This window comes from Pantoea sp. X85 (assembly GCF_029623675.1).
GTDB lineage: Bacteria > Pseudomonadota > Gammaproteobacteria > Enterobacterales > Enterobacteriaceae > Pantoea > Pantoea leporis.
In genome coordinates this window covers 1179526-1198472 of sequence record NZ_CP121108.1, presented here as the reverse complement: position 1 = coordinate 1198472, position 18947 = coordinate 1179526, and the positions used below count along the sequence as shown (strand labels likewise).

The 18947-nt window shown below is 53.8% G+C and carries 19 protein-coding genes; 10 read left to right on the top strand and 9 right to left on the bottom strand.

Annotated elements, in window-relative coordinates; translation table 11 throughout:
- Positions 1-84: 84 nt before the first annotated feature.
- The 3 genes from P6287_RS05485 to P6287_RS05475 form a co-directional block, all read right to left on the bottom strand.
- Entirely contained in the window at positions 85-912 is an 828-nt protein-coding gene (locus tag P6287_RS05485; RefSeq protein WP_101763270.1) for a Cof-type HAD-IIB family hydrolase, read from the bottom strand.
- 108 nt (positions 913-1020) lie between these two features.
- On the bottom strand, positions 1021-1506 hold the full coding sequence (locus P6287_RS05480; RefSeq protein WP_192414138.1) for an RcnB family protein: 486 nt from the start codon (positions 1504-1506) through the stop codon (positions 1021-1023).
- 798 nt (positions 1507-2304) lie between these two features.
- Positions 2305-2535 carry a DUF1272 domain-containing protein gene (locus tag P6287_RS05475; RefSeq protein WP_277974634.1) on the bottom strand — a complete coding sequence of 77 codons (231 nt, stop codon included), beginning with the start codon at positions 2533-2535 and terminating at the stop codon, positions 2305-2307.
- Positions 2536-2739: 204 nt separating this feature from the next.
- On the opposite strand from P6287_RS05475, the gene P6287_RS05470 reads away from it, so the two are divergent.
- Together P6287_RS05470 and P6287_RS05465 are read left to right on the top strand one after the other, a co-directional pair.
- On the top strand, positions 2740-3864 hold the full coding sequence (locus P6287_RS05470) for an AI-2E family transporter (protein WP_101763272.1): 1125 nt from the start codon (positions 2740-2742) through the stop codon (positions 3862-3864).
- Between the two features lie 111 nt (positions 3865-3975).
- Positions 3976-4656, top strand: a complete 681-nt coding sequence (locus P6287_RS05465; protein WP_101763273.1) for an HAD family hydrolase — start codon at positions 3976-3978, stop codon at positions 4654-4656.
- Between the two features lie 125 nt (positions 4657-4781).
- On the opposite strand, the gene P6287_RS05460 is transcribed toward P6287_RS05465, so the two are convergent.
- Genes P6287_RS05460 through P6287_RS05435 form a run of 6 tightly spaced genes read right to left on the bottom strand, consistent with a single transcriptional unit; the run spans position 4782 to position 9347 of the window.
- On the bottom strand, positions 4782-5357 hold the full coding sequence (locus P6287_RS05460; protein WP_101763275.1) for a TerD family protein: 576 nt from the start codon (positions 5355-5357) through the stop codon (positions 4782-4784).
- Between the two features lie 57 nt (positions 5358-5414).
- The gene (locus P6287_RS05455) at positions 5415-5993 is read right to left on the bottom strand and encodes a TerD family protein (RefSeq protein WP_008103744.1); all 579 of its coding nucleotides are present in this window, start codon (positions 5991-5993) and stop codon (positions 5415-5417) included.
- Between the two features lie 50 nt (positions 5994-6043).
- Positions 6044-7081 (bottom strand): TerC/Alx family metal homeostasis membrane protein, encoded by a 1038-nt coding sequence (locus P6287_RS05450; protein WP_008103746.1) that lies wholly within the window; start codon positions 7079-7081, stop codon positions 6044-6046.
- 24 nt (positions 7082-7105) lie between these two features.
- Positions 7106-7561 carry a tellurite resistance TerB family protein gene (locus tag P6287_RS05445; RefSeq protein WP_101763276.1) on the bottom strand — a complete coding sequence of 152 codons (456 nt, stop codon included), beginning with the start codon at positions 7559-7561 and terminating at the stop codon, positions 7106-7108.
- Between the two features lie 20 nt (positions 7562-7581).
- On the bottom strand, positions 7582-8763 hold the full coding sequence (locus P6287_RS05440; protein ID WP_277974633.1) for a TerD family protein: 1182 nt from the start codon (positions 8761-8763) through the stop codon (positions 7582-7584).
- Entirely contained in the window at positions 8763-9347 is a 585-nt protein-coding gene (locus P6287_RS05435; RefSeq protein ID WP_101763278.1) for a TerD family protein, read from the bottom strand. Before P6287_RS05435 ends, P6287_RS05440 begins: the two co-directional genes overlap by 1 nt.
- A 320-nt stretch (positions 9348-9667) precedes the next feature.
- Here P6287_RS05435 and P6287_RS05430 point away from each other — a divergent pair, with 320 nt between their 5' ends.
- The 8 genes from P6287_RS05430 (at position 9668) to vgrG (ending at position 18947) form a co-directional block, all read left to right on the top strand.
- Positions 9668-10726, top strand: a complete 1059-nt coding sequence (locus P6287_RS05430) for an ATP-grasp domain-containing protein (protein ID WP_277974632.1) — start codon at positions 9668-9670, stop codon at positions 10724-10726.
- 10 nt (positions 10727-10736) lie between these two features.
- Entirely contained in the window at positions 10737-11864 is a 1128-nt protein-coding gene (locus tag P6287_RS05425) for a phosphoribosyltransferase domain-containing protein (RefSeq protein ID WP_277974631.1), read from the top strand.
- A complete protein-coding gene (locus P6287_RS05420; RefSeq protein WP_217547288.1) occupies positions 11857-12642 on the top strand; it encodes a hypothetical protein in 786 nt (261 codons plus the stop codon). Before P6287_RS05425 ends, P6287_RS05420 begins: the two co-directional genes overlap by 8 nt.
- A complete protein-coding gene (locus P6287_RS05415) occupies positions 12632-13711 on the top strand; it encodes a cysteine protease StiP family protein (protein ID WP_277974630.1) in 1080 nt (359 codons plus the stop codon). The genes P6287_RS05420 and P6287_RS05415 overlap by 11 nt, the downstream gene beginning before the upstream one ends.
- Positions 13711-14655: an HpcH/HpaI aldolase/citrate lyase family protein gene (locus P6287_RS05410; protein ID WP_271460072.1), complete on the top strand. Its 945-nt coding sequence runs from the start codon at positions 13711-13713 to the stop codon at positions 14653-14655. The genes P6287_RS05415 and P6287_RS05410 overlap by 1 nt, the downstream gene beginning before the upstream one ends.
- 175 nt (positions 14656-14830) lie before the next feature.
- Complete coding sequence (locus tag P6287_RS05405) at positions 14831-15313, top strand: tellurium resistance protein TerW (protein WP_101763283.1); 483 nt, start codon at positions 14831-14833, stop codon at positions 15311-15313.
- Between the two features lie 556 nt (positions 15314-15869).
- The gene (gene tssL / locus P6287_RS05400) at positions 15870-16526 is read left to right on the top strand and encodes a type VI secretion system protein TssL, short form (RefSeq protein ID WP_277974629.1); all 657 of its coding nucleotides are present in this window, start codon (positions 15870-15872) and stop codon (positions 16524-16526) included.
- A 36-nt stretch (positions 16527-16562) separates the two neighbouring features.
- Entirely contained in the window at positions 16563-18947 is a 2385-nt protein-coding gene (gene vgrG / locus P6287_RS05395) for a type VI secretion system Vgr family protein (RefSeq protein WP_277974628.1), read from the top strand.

The following is an 18947-nucleotide window of genomic DNA, read 5'->3' as shown; positions in this document are numbered from 1 at the left end:
GAAGTGCCGCTCAGCGGCGAATTGTGCGTTCCGTCACAATCGAATATCGGCAAAGCAAAGAATAAATTCAGCTGTAAATGACGATCAGATGACAAACGGCGGTTTGCCAGCCAGCATCTGCTCAATCACCTGTAAAACGCCCTCGTCGTTATTACCCGGCGCTTCAAAGCGGGCCGCATCTTTGACCTTCTGCGGTGCGTTCGCCATGGCAAAGCTGAAGCCCGACTGCTGCAGCATTTCGAGATCGTTACCGCCGTCGCCAAACACCAGAATTTCACTGCGTTCGATGCCCCAGCGTTTGCCCAACAGATCGAGGCCGTGACCTTTATGGTTGCCCGGCACGATCAAATCCACCGATCCATGACCGCTGGACGTGGCGGCAGCCGCCCCCTGATGCAGACGCTCAATGTCCGCCATCAGCGGTTCCACGTAATCATCAGACAGATTCAGCGCAAACTTGAACAGCTTATCGCCCGCCACGTCATCGAGGCTGCGAATCGCCTTCAGGCGGTGGCAATAGTGACGCATTTTCACCAGCCACTTTTCATCAAGGCCTTCGAAGTAGTACGCGCTGTCGCGTCCGCACAGGATGTAACGCAGTTCGGGATAGTTACCGTTGTGCAATGTATCCAGCACCGCATCAATATCCGGACGGGAAAACTCGCCGCAGAATAACTCTTCATCACAATCGATAATCCACGCGCCGTTCTCCGCCACGAAGGCAATTTCGTGGGCGATCTCAGGGAAGAAGGATTTGAGTTGGTAATACTGGTTGCCGCTGGCTACCACAAACTTGATGCCGCGCTGCTTCATTTCCTGATAGCAGGCGTTAAAACGCGCGCGATTGTACTGTTTATTGTCGTCGAGAAAGGTGCCGTCTTTATCCACCGCCACCATTTTTACCACGGTCATCATCACTCCTTAACGTATCGAAAGGAAAAACGGGTCGTAGAGAGAATAACCTGGTGAGCGGACAAAGCGCAGAGAAACACGGATGGCCGTAGCCATCCGCCGGGGAGATTAGTTGAACGCGCCGTTGAGCAGAATCGCGGTAATGATGCCGGTTGCTGCGGCCACCAGCACGTAATTACCGTCGATGTAAGCCCAATGCTCACCGCGCGGTGGTTCATACAGACCACGGTCACGCCAGTCATCTACGCGATAATGCGGACCACGAAACTCCGGCGGTGCCGGATAGCCGCGACGGAAGTCATGTCCGCCCCAGGCGAAGCGGTCGCCGTCACGATGCCCTTCCGGCATACGATGGTCAGCATAACGGTCATGACGATCCGGGCCGGGGCCGCGATCGTGACCACGGTCATGATGATTGCCGCGATCCGGTCCGCGGTCGCCGCCACGATCCGGGCCACGTCCGTGGTCTTGATGCTGGTCGCCGCCGTGCGGCTGCCAGCGCTGGTCACCTGGGCCGTCTGCCCACGAGACGCTAGAAAACAGTGTGCTGCATGCAATAAATGACGCAATAAGAGTTAATGTTGTTTTTTTCATGGTGTTGCCTCCAATGATAACGGCGGTTGCTGTGCCGTTAAGCATTACTATTGATTAACTGGAGACAGAAAAGCATTTCCAAAACTCTTAAAAACCGCATACTTACAGGAAATTACGTCAACTTATCACTTTCTTAACGATTGTGTATTTTCTGACATTAACGGGATCGAAGAGACGCATCAGCGTTTATTGCGGCGAGAGCGGGAAATATAAAGAAAAACCCGATCGCAAGGATCGGGAGGATAATTCAATTTCCATAAATTGCATAAAGGGGTAAACCCTGCAAAAGTGAGGGTAAAACTGAAGCACACAACGCCACATCACTAGCATTGCCAGCAAACAATACCATTTAAAATTGAAAACTTCTTTTGAAAAGGGCTATTTTTCAGAAAAATACGCAAAAATTAAATGACAGAAACAAATATTATTTTAGGAACGTTGTTTCAGGATAAATAAGGTCTGTGCTCTGACCAGATTCAGCAAAGACACAACAATAAGGCATTCAAGCAGCTAATCCATGCTATCAAGAATGGTTAATATCCCTTTAAAAACAAAACTATTTGCTTTTTAAACCTTTATAATCTCAGCACGCCGCACGCGCAACCTGATGAGTATTTAACAATTACTGCTACTTATTAGGCGCGGATTGTTTATCACCAACATTAATACACGGCGGTGATTACTATCGTGCTCAAAATTACCCTGCTTGCGTAACGTTTAAATATCACGAGGCAGCCTGATAAACTATTTAGGGTAAACGTTTACATGAGCAGAATATTGGTTTGCACGCTCACTATCTCATGAAGAAGATAAATAGCGCGTTGAGGACGCCGGATGACGTGCTAACGCTGCAGCAGGACGAATCGGTCGACGCACCAGTTCACCGCTGCAATTCGGGCAGCGCTGCGCCAGGATACCTTCCGCGCACGCCACACAGAACGTGCATTCAAATGAACAGATGCGCGCCTCAAGCGACTCCGGCGGCAGATCTCTATCGCAGCATTCGCAGTTAGGACGTAGTTCCAGCATGATTTCCTCCGGTGAGTTTCAGCCACCATCATCACCGTAATAGTGCTGCCGCGCCAGCCAGTGAACAGACATCAGGCGGACAAATCGGGACATCCTGTGTCTGCTCTCTTCACGAGCTTGAGCGAACCATCGATCCTAAAAACATTACTTTCCCCGTTAAGCGTTCTATAGTTCATTCGCCCTATCTACTGACGAGACTATGTAATGCGTATTAAAGGACTTAATTTAGGCTTCTTTATCGTTATTTTGGCGATCGTCACCTTCGCCTTTTTTGATGTGCTGACACCCTATTTTTCTGCCATTTTCTGGGCCGCGATTCTGGCGGTGATCTTCCATCCACTGAAGTCGCTGCTGCGCCGTAAAATGGGCGATCGCAACGGCCTGGCTTCGTTCGCTACGTTGCTGATTATCTGCCTGATGGTGTTCACGCCGTTGGCGCTGATCACCTCTTCAATGGTGGTTGAAGTTAACACCGTCTACACCAAGCTGCAGAACAACTCCGCGCAGTTCCCTGCGGTGTTTGCCGATCTGCTGCAGCATCTGCCTTCCTGGGCACGCAACTATCTCGCCGATAACAACCTGAACAACGCGCAGGAGATTCAGCAGAAGCTCTCTGGCTTTGCGCTGAAAGGCGGCCAATACATGGCGGGCAGCGTGTTCCTGATCGGTAAAGGGACCTTCACCTTTACCGTTGGCTTTGGCGTGATGCTCTATCTGCTGTTCTTCCTGTTGAAAGATGGCGCCTGGCTGGTGAATTTAATTCTGGAAGCGCTGCCGCTTTCAACCTACGTGAAACATCACCTGCTGATGAAGTTCGCAGCGGTATCGCGCGCCACGGTCAAAGGCACGGTGGTGGTTGCGGTGGTACAAGGTGTGCTGGGCGGCATCGCCTTCTGGATCACCGGCATTGATGGCAGCTTGCTGTGGGGCACCTTGATGGCATTCCTGTCGCTCATTCCGGCGGTCGGTTCCGCCATTGTCTGGGTACCGGCAACCATCTTCTTCTTCGCCACCAGCGCCATCTGGAAAGCGCTGTTCCTGATTGGCTTCTTCGTGGTGGTGGTTGGCCTGGTGGATAATATTCTGCGTCCGCTGCTAGTCGGTAAAGACACCAAAATGCCGGACTATCTGATCCTGATCTCCACGCTGGGCGGCATGGAAGTGTACGGCATCAACGGCTTTGTCATTGGTCCGCTGATCGCCGCGCTGTTTATTGCCTGCTGGAATCTGCTTTCTGGTCGCGATAACCGTGAGAACTCCGAAGAGATTGACGAAGAGTTTATCGAAGAGGGTAAAACCCGCGAGGAAGAGGGCAAAATCCGCGAGTAAGCGTTTCAAACGGCTACCGTTTATCGGTAGCCGCATTCACGCATGAGAATATCGGCCAGCCATTTGCTATCATCGTGGCATTGATTACGGCTTGCGACAAAAGAGAACAACATGTCCATGGAATCCTCCTTAGCGCGTGAAAATCAGGTTCTGTCAGTCTTCGATTTTGACGGCACGCTGACCATTCACGACAGCTTCATCCCCTTTCTGCGCTTCAGCTTTGGCAAACGCGCGTTCGCACGCAAAATTGCCAAACTGGCATTCCCAACGCTGCGCTGCATGCGGAAAAAGCTAACGCGTGATGAGTTAAAAGAAGTGTTGATTCACACCTTTTTAACCGGCGTTGAGGAGCAATGGATTCGCCAGCAGGCGCAACTTTTCTGCGCGGCAAACTGGAATAAGCTAATGCGCCCAGCCGGGCTGTTAGCGGTTGCCGCCGAAGTGAACTCCAGCGCCGAAGTGACCATCTGTTCCGCCTCGCCGGCGATGGTGTTAGAACCGTTCGCCGAGCGACTGGGCATCAATCTGATCGGTACCCAATTAGAAGTCGTTGACGGCATTCTTACTGGTAAAATTACCGGCCATAACTGCCGCTGCGGGCAAAAGGTCAAGCGACTGGAAAGCGTTTACGGCCCGCTGCATAACTATCACCTGCGCGCCTGGGGCGATACGCGCGGTGATTTTGAGTTACTGGCCGCCGCGCAGGATCCACACTGGCGTCATTTCCATCCAACGTGGAAAAAACGCCGCGTGCCAATGGAAAAACTGCGCATGCTGCGTCTGGATCCTTAGGGGCACAATTCATGGCGACCGATTGACACTTCGTCGCTACGCAATAAGCACTTAGTCGTTTTGATCCATTATTGAGACAGTAAAAAGCCCCGGACCAGCCGGGGCTTTGTTAGCAATGCTTTGAATCAGACGCTCACGCCGTGCTGCGAAGCCAGCGCTGACAGGCCGCCTGCGAAGCCCTGACCAACGGCTTTGAATTTCCACTCGGCACCATTGCGATACAGCTCACCAAACACCATCGCGGTTTCGGTAGACGCATCTTCAGACAGGTCAAAACGGGCGATTTCAGCACCGCTGTCATTATTGAAGATACGCATGAAGCTGTTGCTCACCATGCCGAAGTTCTGCTTACGCGCTTCGGCATCATAAATGGTCACCGCGAAGACCAGCTTCTTCACCTCAGCCGGTACTTTAGACAGGGTAATTTTAACCTGCTCGTCATCGCCATCGCCAGCACCGGTGCGGTTATCGCCCTGATGCTCAACGGAACCACAAGCGCTCTGCTTGTTGTTGAAGAAGATGAAGCTGGCATCGCTCAGCACTTTACCGTCGTCACCGACCATAAATACTGACGCGTCGAGGTCGAAATCCTGACCATCTGTTACACGTGCATCCCAACCCAGACCCGCCATGGCAACATTCATGGTTGGTGCTTCTTTAGTCAGGGAAACGTTACCGCCTTTTACCAGAGAAACTGCCATTTTAAAGCTCCTGCTTTTAATTGGATGATGCGGGCAGCGCGAAGCTGCCCGTGATAATTAAGACGCGTTGATACCGTACTGAGCACATACCGAAGCGAGGCCGCCGGCATAACCCTGGCCTACCGCGCGGAATTTCCACTCGGCGCCGTTACGGTACAGCTCACCAAACAGCATCGCGGTTTCGGTGGAGGCATCTTCGGTCAAATCGTAACGCGCCACTTCACTGCGATCGTCATCGTTGACCAGGCGGATAAACGCGCCGGAAACCTGGCCAAAGCTCTGACGACGGGTCTGCGCATCGTGGATGGTGACCACAAACACAATCTTGTCGACGTCAGCCGGAATCAAATCCAGTTTGATTTTCAGCGATTCATCATCGCCATCGCCTGCACCAGTACGGTTGTCACCGGTGTGGGAAACGGAACCGTCGGAAGAGACCAGATTGTTGTAGAAAATAAAGTCAGCATCGCCGCGGACTTTGCCGCTGGCGGACAGCAAGAACGCTGACGCATCAAGGTCAAAGTCCTGACCATCGGTGGAACGTGCATCCCAGCCAAGGCCAACGAGGACGTTTTTCATGGTTGGTGCCGCTTTGCTCAGCGAAACGTTACCGCCTTTAGAAAGAGAAACGCTCATTGTAATTACCTCTTGGTTAATGATTTTTCAGACTCATTGCTGGCAGAAGATCAGCTCTCTTCTTTTTCCTCGGGTTTACCGGGGAACATCACGCTGAGTACGATACCGACCGCTAACACGCCGAGTACCACAAACAGGCTGGCGCTAGCAGAGATGCTGTAGCCGTGATGCCAGATATGATCGGTAGCATTCAGACCCAGTTTCACCGCGATGAAGAACAGCAGCACGATAACGGCTTTCTCGAGGTGAACCAGATACTGCTTCAATGCTTCAAGTACGAAGTACAGTGTACGCAAGCCGAGGATGGCGAACATCATGGCGCTATAAACGATCAGCGGTTCACGGCTTACTGCGATAATCGCCGGCACGGAGTCAAAGGCGAACATCACGTCAGAGAGTTCTACCACCGCCACACACAGCATCAACGGCGTGGCATACAGCGCCGCTTTCTTGCCGCGACCAATCGCTACGTCTTTGTTTTCTGGCTTCTGCAGCTCTTCATCAACTTCCTTCTGATTCAGCAGGAAGGCGTTACCGCGCATTTTTGGCCAGATTGGGAAGAAGCGCTTCACCATGCGATAAGCAAGGTGCTGCGAGTAGTCTTCGATCTCGTCGCTGTCATCGCCGCTTTTCAGCATCATTACCGCCGTCCACGCGACGATCAGCGCAAACACGATTTCGACATACGGACCAAGGCTCAGCAAGCCGGTACCGATCGCCACGAAGATGCCACGGAAAACGATGGCACCGATGATGCCCCAGTAAAGCACGCGGTGACGATAGCGGTCCGGAACGGCAAACCACGAGAAGATCGCCATCATCACGAACAGGTTATCGACGGAGAGTACTTTCTCCAGCGCATAACCGGTCACGAACAGGCTGGCAACTTCAGCGCCGTGATGGATATAGAGGAAGCCGGCGAAACCCATCGCCACCGCCACCCAGAACACTGACCACAGCGCCGCGCTTTTCAGCGAAATCGGCTTGTCGCCGCGGTGCATGAACAGGTCGATAAAAATAGCGCCCACCGACAGCGCGATGAAAACCGCGACTGTTTCAGTTGGGAAGCCAATGTGCGTAGACACCATGATGAACCCTTAAAAGATAAAAAATTACAGACCAAATATTGCTGGATCAAAGCCCAAAGCGACGGCGATTTCACGCACCGCTTTCTGCTCGTCAGCATCAAAATCACCATCACTCTTACCGACAGCAATACCTACGCGGATCGCCAACTGTGCGGCTTCCGGCTGATCTTTCAACGCCATGATGTACTTCATGGTTTCGCCCTTGCCGATTTCCAGATCGAAATCAAAGCTGCTCACCAGTTTGTTGAAGAACTCAATCACTTCATTGGTATCAAAGACTTTCAACTCTTCGGAGGCGCGCAGAAAACCGATCATCTTCTGCTTCTCTTCCGCGCTCACGCCGCCGTCTGCCACCGCAATGCGTGCGCACACCGCGACGGTGCCTTGCATAAATTTCTTGTTCTTAAAGCGGCTAACCTGTTTGGTTAATTCATCGCGGCCGGAATTAAATGCCCCTTTGACCTTGTTGAAAAAGCTCATAGTGAATCCTCTGTCTGTTATTATTTGGAGCCAGCTCGCCAGTTGAATCCCCAACCGAAAGCTTTGTCCATATCGGAATGCCCGTTAAAGAACTGATTGATACGCTCGACGCGGATACTGCCGTTCTCATTGACCAGGCGAGCAATCGCACACATGTTGCGGCGGTTCTCCCCTTCAGTCATACGCGTTTCAATCGGAGGCTGGTCTGGAATGTGCAGCGTGACTACGCCATCCGTTTTGTCCCAGCTCGCCGCACCTTGATAGATGAAGGCGAAAATTAATACCTCGCGAATCTGACTCCATTCGCGACCGTTGATGTGCAGCCATTCGCCGTCGGTCACTTCGCCGGTGCGATCGTCGCCCTGCAAGTGTACGAAAGGTTTGCCATGCATAGCGCCAAAATTGCCGCCCAGCGCCTGGATCACACCGCGCGAGCCGTCTTGCAGCTCAACGAAGGCGCCGAGATCGAGATCCACGCCTTTGTTGCCGCCGAACAATCCGCGCAACCCGCCGCCACCGCTGCTGGTTTCACGGTGCCAGTTCAGATTGATGCGGATCTCACCGAAGTTATCGCGCTTGGTCAGGCTGATGGCTGGCTTCTCTTTGGTAAGAGACACTTTGCTCAGATTGATTTTTGCCGGCGCGGGTGTCGGTGCTGGAGCCGGTGCCGCCTGCGGTGCAGGCGCAGGCGTTGGGGCAGGCGCGGGTTCAGCCACATCCACACCAAAATGTTCCGCCAGCGGCTTTAAGCCGCCGTTGAAACCCTGCGCAATAAAGCGGAATTTCCACTCATTATTACGGCGGTAAAGTTCGCCGAGGATCAACGCTGCTTCCTGACGTCCTACCAGCTCCACGCTGCCATTCAGCAACACTTCACCGCTCTGCTCCACCTGAATCGCCAGACGTTGCAAACCCGACACGTTGCGGCCGCCGTCACAGGTAACGGTAAAGGCCACTTTCTGCACGTCAGGACGCAGGCGGGTGAGATCGACAGAAAAGGCAGAGTTGTGCCCTTCGCTTTTCAGGCTGATGGTGCGGTCATCGTTATCCGGCTGACCGTAGAACACCATATCGGCATCGCCATTGACTTTGCCGCTGGCGAACAGACGAAAGGCCGAAGCATCAACGGCGGCGCCAGCGAGTACGCGCACCGTCAGCAGATTAGCGGGAACGGGAGCATTGCTCCCCGGCGTCATATTCATTAGCGCACCACTGCGGCAACGATGTCGTTTTGCATCGCGTCAATGGTACGGCCGGCACTCGCGCGGCCATGCGCCGTGAAGTCCCACAGTCCGCCGTTGCGGTGCAGCGAAGCAATCACGATGCCGGTATGGCTGCCTTGCTCAGTCAGCTCATAGCGCGCCAGCTCTTTGCCGTTTTGATCCACCACGCGGCAGAAGGCATTTTCCACTTCATTGAAGGTTTGGCCCTGGAAGCTGTTCACGGTGAACGCCAGATACTCAACGTTAGCTGGCAGACGTGACAACTCAACGATGATCACTTCATCGTCGCCATCGCCTTCGCCGGTACGGTTATCGCCGCTGTGTTTCACCGCACCACATTTGGAGGTTAATGCGCGGAACCAGATGGTATCAATGGCATGACCGGATTGATCCAGTAATACGCAGCTGGCATCCAGATCGATGGAATCGCTGCCACCACCAAAAAGCTTGCCCATGAAGCCTTTCTTTTTAATGGGATCCCAGCCTAAGCCGAAATGTAATTTATTCAGCGAAGCGGTTTGTTTGCTGAGTGAAACCGTCTGATTCTTGCTTAATGAAACCATGTCATAATTCCTTCAAACAGGTTTGAAAAGGGTTTTATATTTGCAACAAATTCCATGAGGGCAAAATCATAACATGAGGATATTCATGTTCAGCATTAATTTTCACAGCAATTTTATGAAACACAATAAAGCCTTGCAGAAGAACAACTTAAAAGAATCCCACCCGAACCAGCAACGCACTAAACATGACAATTCTTTACATTAAAATTCATAAGGTTACGTTAGGGTAAAAAATCATATTATGATTGACTCATTTCGAAGTGAGAAATAAACTCGCAAACCATAATCCAGCCACCAGCCTCTTGCGGAAATAATTAGAAATGTCTCACAAAATTTGGCTAATGGAAGGTTTATCCTCCCAGCGCGATATAATTAATGGCATAACATCTGCAGCTAAAAAACATAACTACAACGTGTCGATTTATGCATCACATCGCCAATCGCGTAATGAAATACTTTCGCTGGCGGATCATGCATTAATTGAACCTGATGATATTAATCAGCGCCTCGAATTTATTCTTTCCACCGTAGAAAAATATGCCATTCAGGCGATCCATACCGGTCGACATGCTCATTGGTTTGAAGCCCATCGCGCCGCTATCGAAGCCAGCGGTGCGCGCTTAACCACCGGCGCACGCGATGTTGCGATGCTGGATCTGGCCGATGACAAAATCGCGTTTGCCCACCATATGAAAAGCCTGAATTTGCCGGTGGTGCCTTCACTGCGCATTGATTCGCCCGTACAGTTGCGTGAGCTGATCGCCGGTAAACCCTTTGGCGATCTGCCGCTGTGCGTAAAACCGGTTACCGGTATTTATGGCATGGGATTCTGGCAGTTTGATGAAAGCGTCTCGCCGATGGCGCCGTTTACCCATCCCGACGCACGCCGGGTGAAAGCCGAATATTACTTACAGGCGCTGGAGGCCGCCGACAGCATGGAGCCGCTGGTCCTGATGCCGTATCTGCCGGGCCCGGAATATTCGGTTGATATGCTGGCGGAAAACGGCAAGGTGCTGGCCGCCGTGGCGCGCCGCAAAGAAGGGGCGCTGCAGTATCTGGAAAACCGCGGCGAAGCCTTTGAGCTGGCGCTAGCCTGTGCCGCTGCGATGGGCGCGGATGGATTGATCAACGTGCAGACGCGCAATGACGCCAGCGGCAAACCGCTATTACTGGAGATCAATATGCGCCCTTCCGGCGGCATTGGTTACACCCGTTTCAGCGGCGTCAATCTTCCCGGCTTGTTTGCCCTGCGCCAGCTAGGCTTGATCAGTCAGCAGCAGGTGATCGACAACGCCCGCCGCGACTTCACGCCAGCCACCGTCCGCGCGCTGAGCGACGTGGTGGCGTACAACCCCGTCCTGTCCAACCAGGTTCAATAAGGAACAATCCATGACCACACTTTGGAGCAGGACGCTGTCATGCGGCACGCTGAGCGTTACGCCAACCGGCGGCATCAGCGCCATCGACGATCTGTTCGAGATCGCCGAGCGCCGCAATCCCAAGCGCGCTTTTTTGTTCGTCAGTAAAGTGCTTGGCCGCCACATTCCGGTGGCGCCGGAGAAAATGCGCGCCGTGTATCGCCAGCTGGCGGAGCAGTTTCCGCCGCTTTCTGACGGCCCGGTGCTGTTTATCGGCATGGCGGAAACCGCCGTTGGCCTCGGCGCAGGCGTGTTTGATGAAGTGCGCCAGCACGTCAGTGAGCCGGTGTATCTCACCTCAACGCGCCATCCGCAGCAGGCGGATTTGCTGTGCGAGTTTAAAGAGAATCACAGCCACGCCACCGATCATCTGATCTACCTGCCCGATGATGCGCAGCTGCGTCAGCGCGTGCTCAACGCGCGCACGCTGGTGACGATTGATGACGAAGCCACCACCGGCAACACCTTTATTAACCTGCTCGACGCGCTGCGCAACGACGGCGGCTTAACGCAGATCGAGCAGGTTATCGCCGTCACGCTCACCGACTGGAGCGGCGATGCGTTATCCGCGCGCTGTCCGGTGCCGATGCGCAGCGTGTCGCTGGTGCAAGGCGACTGGCACTGGCAGCAGGATCCCGACGCCGCACTGCCACCGATGCCAGCGATGGTGCTTAACGATGCCGCCACCGTGCCCATCACCGGCAAACAGCGCTGGGGCCGACTTGGTATGGCAGCGCCAGCGGGCGATCTGGGTTGCGCGATTCAGGCGCAGCCGGGAGAAAAAATCCTCGTGCTCGGCAGCAGCGAATTTGTCTGGGAACCCTTCTTGCTGGCTGAACGTCTGGCGGCACAAGGCGCAGCGGTGAAATACAGCTCCACCACGCGCTCGCCGATCGCTACCGGATTTGCCATCGAATCAGCTATCGCCTTCGGTGATAACTACGGTCTCGGCATCGCCAACTTCGTATACAACGTGGCGCATCAGCAGTTTGACCGCATTTTGCTGTGCATCGAAACGCCGGTCGACAGCGTGGATCCGCTGTTAACAACGGCACTGGCCCAGGTTGCGCCACAGGTGGAGGTGATCAGCTATGAATAAACCGGTGATTTTTTCCGACCTTGACGACACGCTATTTCAAACGCGCCGCAAAATGGTGGACGAGCTGGATCTTGAGCCGTTCCGTACTGGCGCGCTCGATCTCAGCCTGCAGCCGCGCAGCTTTATGACGGAAGAGCAGTCGATGCTGGTTGACTGGATGATCGAGCAGGCCGATTTGATCCCGGTCACCGCGCGCGGCACCGAAGAGATCGCCCGCGTGCAGATCCCTTTCCGATCGTGGGCGGTGACCACGCACGGCGCGGTGATCCTCAATCCGCAAGGCGAGGAAGATGCCGAATGGCGCGCGCACATGCTGGAAAAACTGACGCCGTACGGCCCGGCGCTGCTCTCGATGCAGCAGGCGATCACCGACCTGATGGCAGAGCGCGATATCAACGGCTGGGCGCGCATCAACTATGAATATGGCGTCACGCCGATCTATCTGGTGATGAAGCACCGCGACAGCACGCGCCTCGAAGAGCTTTACGCCATCGCCGATGAAATCGAGCAACGCTTCCCCACCGCTGGCTATTACATCCATCGCAACAGCAACAACGTCGCCTGGCTGCCGAACGTGGTAGAAAAAGGCTTAGCCGTCAGCTACCTGCTGGAAAAGCTGCGTAACGAGCGCGGCGTTTTCCCGGTGATTGGCCTTGGCGACAGCCTTAGCGATCACCGCTTTATGAAGCTGTGCAGTTGGTACGGCATTCCGCGTCAGAGCCAGTTTGCCGAACGCATCAACCAGGCAATATTCGGAGAACAAACAGATGGTGAATAACTTGCCTTTCTCTGGATCGTACCGAGCCGGCGACGTCGAATTTCTGCTGAAGCCGGTTGAAATCGACATGACGCCGGTGGAGCAAAAAGAGCAGCTGATCCAATCTGGCACGCGCCACTATTCCGAGATGTTGAGTCAGGAACCGGAACCGACGCGCTGGCACCTTGAGCTGTTTTCCCGCGCGCTTGACGCCGGTGCCGGACGCCTGGCGCAAGAAGTCACCATGCTGGCGCGGACGCTGGCACACCAGTTTGGCGACACGCCGATTGTGCTCGCCAGCCTGGTGCGCGCGGGCGTGCCGCTCGGCGTGATGCTGCAACAGGCGCTGCGCGCGATGGGTCGCGAATCCTACCATTACGGCATTAGCATCATCCGCGATCGCGGTATTGATCAGGCCGCGCTGGAGATCATCGAAGCGCGCCACGGCACTGCAGGCATTGTGTTCGTCGATGGCTGGACCGGCAAAGGCGCCATCACCGGCGAGCTGATCCGCAGCCTCGAACATCGTCCCGGCTATCCGGCACAGCCGCGCTTGGTGGTGCTGGCCGATCCGTGCGGTCGGGCGTGGCTTTCGGCCAGCGATGATGACTGGCTGATCCCGTTTGGCATTATGGGCGCGCCGGTTTCAGGGTTGATCTCGCGATCATTGTGGTCTGAAGCGGGCTTGCACGGCTGCGTACAATGCGACCATCTGGCGCAATACGATTGCAGCCAGCAGCTGGTGAACACCGTGGCGGAATATGCGCGATCGCTGGATGTCAGCGCCCTGCCCGCGTGCCAGCAGGATCCACAACATCAGCAGCAGCTGGTGGCGCAAAGTGAAGCGGTGATCGCCATGCTGGCGGCGCGTTATCAGGTGAACAGCATCAACCGCATTAAGCCGGGCATCGCCGAAGCCACGCGCGCCGTGCTGCGTCGCGTGCCGGATCAGGTGCTGGTACGTTCGGTGAACGATCCCGACGTGGCGCTGCTGGTCTATCTTGCCCAACAAAAAGGGCTGACCATCACAGAAGCGGGTGCCGATCTTGGGCAATACCGCGCCGTGACGATAATCAAAAAGGTGCTGTGATGAACGGCCGTCTCTCTCCATGGCGATTGGGCGCAACGCTGTATATGCCGGCGGTGCGCAGCGATATCGTCGATGCCATTCTGCACAATAAAATCAGTGGCCTGCGCTCGCTGGTGATCTGCCTGGAAGATGCGGTCAGTGATGCGGATTTGCCGCAGGCGCTGCACAATCTCCAGCAGATCCTGCTGGTGTTGAATGCCGAACAGCGTGCCAATGGCAACGCGCAGTGGCCGTTGGTGTTTATCCGTCCGCGCAACAGCGAGATGGGCGCGTGGCTGGTGGAAAACCTCAACCTCAGCGCGATAGACGGTTTTGTGCTGCCGAAATTCACAGCCGACTCCTTGCCGATGTGGTGGCAGATTCTCGAACCGAGCCATCTGTGCATGATGCCGACGCTGGAAACCGAAGAGGTGTTCGATGTGGTGGCGATGCGCGAGCTGGCCCTCACGCTGCAAAACCATGCCTGCCGCGAGCGCGTGATCGCCCTGCGCATCGGCGGTAACGATTTGATGAATGTGCTGTCGCTGCGCCGTTCGCGCCACTTCACGCTGTATGACAGCCCGATGGGTTACACCATCAAAATGCTGGTGGCGGTATTCGCGTCGCGCGATTTTGCGCTGACCGCGCCGGTGTGCGAGCACATCGACGATCAGCAGATTATGGATCAGGAACTGGCGCTGGATATCGCGCACGGTTTGGTGGGCAAAACCGCCATTCACCCGAGCCAAATCGGCAAGATTCAGGAGATGTTGATGGTTTCCGCCAGCGATCAAGCGGATGCCTTCCGCATCCTTAATTCAAGCCAGGCGGTATTCAAATCGCAGGGCGCGATGTGCGAACCGGCGACGCATCGCCGCTGGGCCGCCGCCATCCTGGCGCGCGCGCAGGAATATGGCATCGCACCCGATACCCGCTCAGACGGCGCCTTGATGCTGGTAACCTGACAACCCCCGCAGGGTGGGCATTCCTGCCCACCGCGTTACCACTGAATCACAAACCGGACGTAGGAATTTTCGGACCCTATTTACCTGATATTTAAATACCCTCTGATACTGTCGAAAACCATTTGCCAGGAGGGCGATACCGACCATTGACCACTAACGCAGGCCTCAATCGACCATGCAACTCAGTACCCGACAGACACGCGTATTCATGCTCGCCTCACTGCTCAGCAGCGGCAAACCGGTTGCATCCAGCCGCATTCTCGCCTCGCTAGACTGCTCCGAACCCACGCTGACGCGCGCGCTAAAAGAGCTGCGTGAATCCTGGTCTGCGGAGATCAAATACAGCCGCCTCACCCACTGCTACCAACTTACTGAACCTGGCAAGCTGGACAAGAAAAGCCTGCGCCATATTAATGAAGCGCTCAAACTCAATGCCGAACTGCAACAAAGCGAAACCGTCAGCCGGGTATTTCTGGATAAAGAGAAAAAGAAAGCGGTGTCGTTGTCGTTGCGCATGTCTGTTTTGAGGAAGATCGACCAGGTTGTAAGACTGAGTGAAACGACAAGAAGTGATGCGGTGGAAATGCTGGTTGAGAGTGGGTTGGATGAGTTGATTGAAAAGTTAATGCTTAAAAAGAATGAGTTAAAACGGCAGTAATATTTCAGCAGTGGTTTAACAACGTTGAGTGGTGGGATGTATTGCCAACGCACTTCAGCGATACCAATCTACCTCAGGCCCTTAAATTTTTGCTGGACCTTATAGACCTTGCCAATGTCCCCTAACCTGCCAAAACTGTTAACGTAATCACGTTTCATCGATCGTTATTTTCATCCTCAACATTCACATCTTCACACCGCATGATTACTCACGCAGAACAGACTTCCCCTTTATTGAATTATCAAAATTCGTTCAAAATCAGAATGTAAAATAAAAAACCGCAGTTACTGAATCGCATTAGGATTACTAGTAATGTCGAGTGAAAATCCTTGCTTAAAATTGGAATCCTGTTTCACAAACTCAAATTGTTAGTTTGATCAACTATCACTCCTTGTAATATCCTCAGGGCCGTTGGTAGGTGGAGATCGCCCTTTCAGGGCAGCGAGTCCACCTTTGCTCGGCTAAGTAAGCAGCGTGAGCAACAGCCATTTCTCGATTGAAATCGGTAATTGGATTAATGGATTAACAATGTTCAGGCGTTACCAGGAAGGTGCCCATGACGTTTTCACAACACAACATCACAGCGAATACTCTCGATGAGCTGATGCAGGATACCTGGCTATTGGCGCTCGCGATCCGTAATGGGCAATCCATCACGGTTGATGATGCACTCTACCAGCGCTGCTTCAATACGATTCAACAGGTTCAGCATCACCTCACGACAGCGGGAGCATCCGCTTCTCTCTGCGAAGAAATCAAATTTGCGCACTGCGTCTTTCTCGACGAACTGATCATGACCATTCCGCAAGCTGATATCTCTGCCTGGTGGAAACGCACACCTTTGCAGGGGCACTTTCTCGGGCACCTCATTGGTGGTGAGCAATTCTTTGACCGCGTCAAAAATCTGCTTCGTGAACCTGCAACAGCTCAAGCCGCTATTAGCTGCTACTACAGAATGTTGCATTTGGGTTATGCCGGAAAATACCGAACGGAAGACGATGAGGAGCGCCAGTTGCTGATGCAGCAGCTAAAAGCGCTAATGCCGAAGCAGATTGGATCTGCCGACTCAGCAATAATTATCCAGCGCTCGAAACATAAAATATCTTTCTGGCAACGTTCTCCGTGGCTTATTCGCAGCAGTGTGCTGGTTGCCATTATTCTCGCCACTTTCATCATGAACGGTCATCTGCAATATCTGTTAGTCAAAGGGTAGGCTTCAGGCAAACAAATTTCAGGAAGGAATCTGTAAATGGGCAAGAAGGATTTTGTGATTACGGCTGGCAAGACGCCGATATACAGCCACTATCAACTGAGCATCCAGACGCTGAAAAATCAGCGTCCCGATATTCTTTTGTCAGTGCTGCGTTTTAGCGGTGAAGAGGCATTAAATTCGCCGTGGAAGTACAGTATTGAACTCACCAGTGCTACACGCGATATTCCCGCCGATATTCTGATTAACAGCACGGCCCAGTTATTGTTTTACCCTGACGGCCAACCCTGGCAGTCAGTGGAACCCCGCATTTTGCGCGGTGTAGTTACCGCTTTCCAGCAGTGCGAATCCTCTGCTGACCAAACACGTTATGTGGTCACGCTGGAATCGCGCCTTGCGCTGCTAAAAAACAGCCTGACCTATGCCGTTTACCAGCATAAAAGTGTACCGGGTGCGGTAGAGGATATCCTTAAACGCTGGGAATACTCCTCGCTGGATTATCACTTTCGCCTGAATACTCAATATCCTATTCGCGATTTCTATATCTCATATGCGGAGAGCGATCTCGCCTTTATAGAGCGTCATCTGTCGCGCATTGGTGTCTTTTATTACTTCACCTGGGATGAAGAAAACCACCGAGATGTGCTGGTACTGGGTGACAGCGCGCAGGCCTATGGTGCTGAGCAAAGCATCGTCTTTCGCCATCCGTCAGGGTTATTTGATGGCGGCCTGGAATCTCTCTGGGATATTTCCGTTAATCGCCAATCCGTTGCCGCCAGCACACGACTCAATGATGAGTATTACCGCAACGCGCAAAATGACATGCAGGCGCAAGCGGAAACCGATCCTGATAAGCCTGCGCTTACGGGAGAGCTGTATCGCTATGGTGAAAACTATCAGTTGCTCGGCAAGGAGTACCAGGCTCTACCGGAACAGGGACAGTGGTTTGTCAGACGTCGCCAGGAACGCCTGATCACCGAGCAGGTCACTTTCGACGGTATGAGCAACGGCATGGATATCCGTCCGGGCATGGTGATCTCGCCACAAGGTAAAGAGTGGCCAGACGCGCCGGATGGCCTGCTGGTAGTGTCTACCTCATCAACCCGTATTTCGCGCGATACCGCCTATGTTATCCGCTTTACCGCTGTGCCCGTTCGGCCGCAAAGCACTTATCGTCCACCGTTGAAAAGCTGGCCGCACATTGCAGGCACGCTGCTGGCTCGCGTCACCAGCCCGGTAGAAAATGCGCAATATGCAGAACTTGATGAACATGGCCGCTATCGGGTGCGTTTTCAGTTCGATCTAAACGAATCCTGGCAGTCTGGTTTTGAAAGTGTACCGGTGCGGCTGGCGAAGCCCTATGCAGGCAATGTCTACGGCTGGCACTTTCCACTGATAGCCGGAACGCAGGTGATGATTGCCTTCACCAACGGCGATCCTGACAGACCTTTTATTCTCTGCTCGGTACATGATTCTCGCCATGAAGATCATGTCAATCTCTATAACTATCAACGCAATGTGCTGAGGACGCCGGCGAATAACAAACTCCGCTTTGAGGATCGCCGTGGATATGAGCATGTCAAACTGTCGACGGAATTTGGCGGTAAGAGTCAACTCTCACTCGGACATATCGTTGACAGTTCACGTAGCAAGCGCGGCGAAGGGTTTGAGCTGCGTACAGACAGCACCGGTACGCTGCGAGCCGGTAAAGGCCTTTTCCTGACAGCTGATAAGCAGACCACGGCAACCGGGCCGGTGCTGGAAATGACACCGGCAATAAGCCTGGTCAAAGGTGCGATCAGCCAGATGAGCGGCTGGCAGTCGATCACTCAGTCGCACCATAATCTCCAGCCTGATGTCACGCATCTGAGGGCTTATCTGGCCGCTGTCGACCAGCTCAAATCCCCTGCCATGTTGCTGAGTGCGCCAGAAGGCATTGGCGTTGTCAGCCCCAAAAGCATTCTGCTCAACTCAGGCAGCACTCTGCATCTGCAAAGCCAGACGGAAACCAGCATTGCCAGTGGCAAACGCATTCAGGTCAACGCCGGTCAGGCGATTTCCCTGCTGTCGCAGCAGGAAGGGATTCGCATGGTGTCGGGCCAGGGCCCGCTGACGGTGGAATCGCACGGCGATACCCTGGGACTGACGGCGATGAAAGATATCAGCGTGCAGACCGTTCAGGGTGAACTGCGCCTGACCGCGAAAAACGGCATTGTGCTGGGATGTGGCGGCGCAACCATCAGGATTACGCCGCAGGGTGATATCCAAATTCATTCGCCGGGTAAAACCAGCATCCGTGGCGTTCATGCCTGGAATTCTCCTGCCAGCGAAGAAACAACGCTGCCTGATCTGCCTAAATCCGTGTGCAAAGAGTGCCTGAAAAAAGCGCAGGAAGCCGCGCTGGCTTTTGCGCCAAGGGGATAG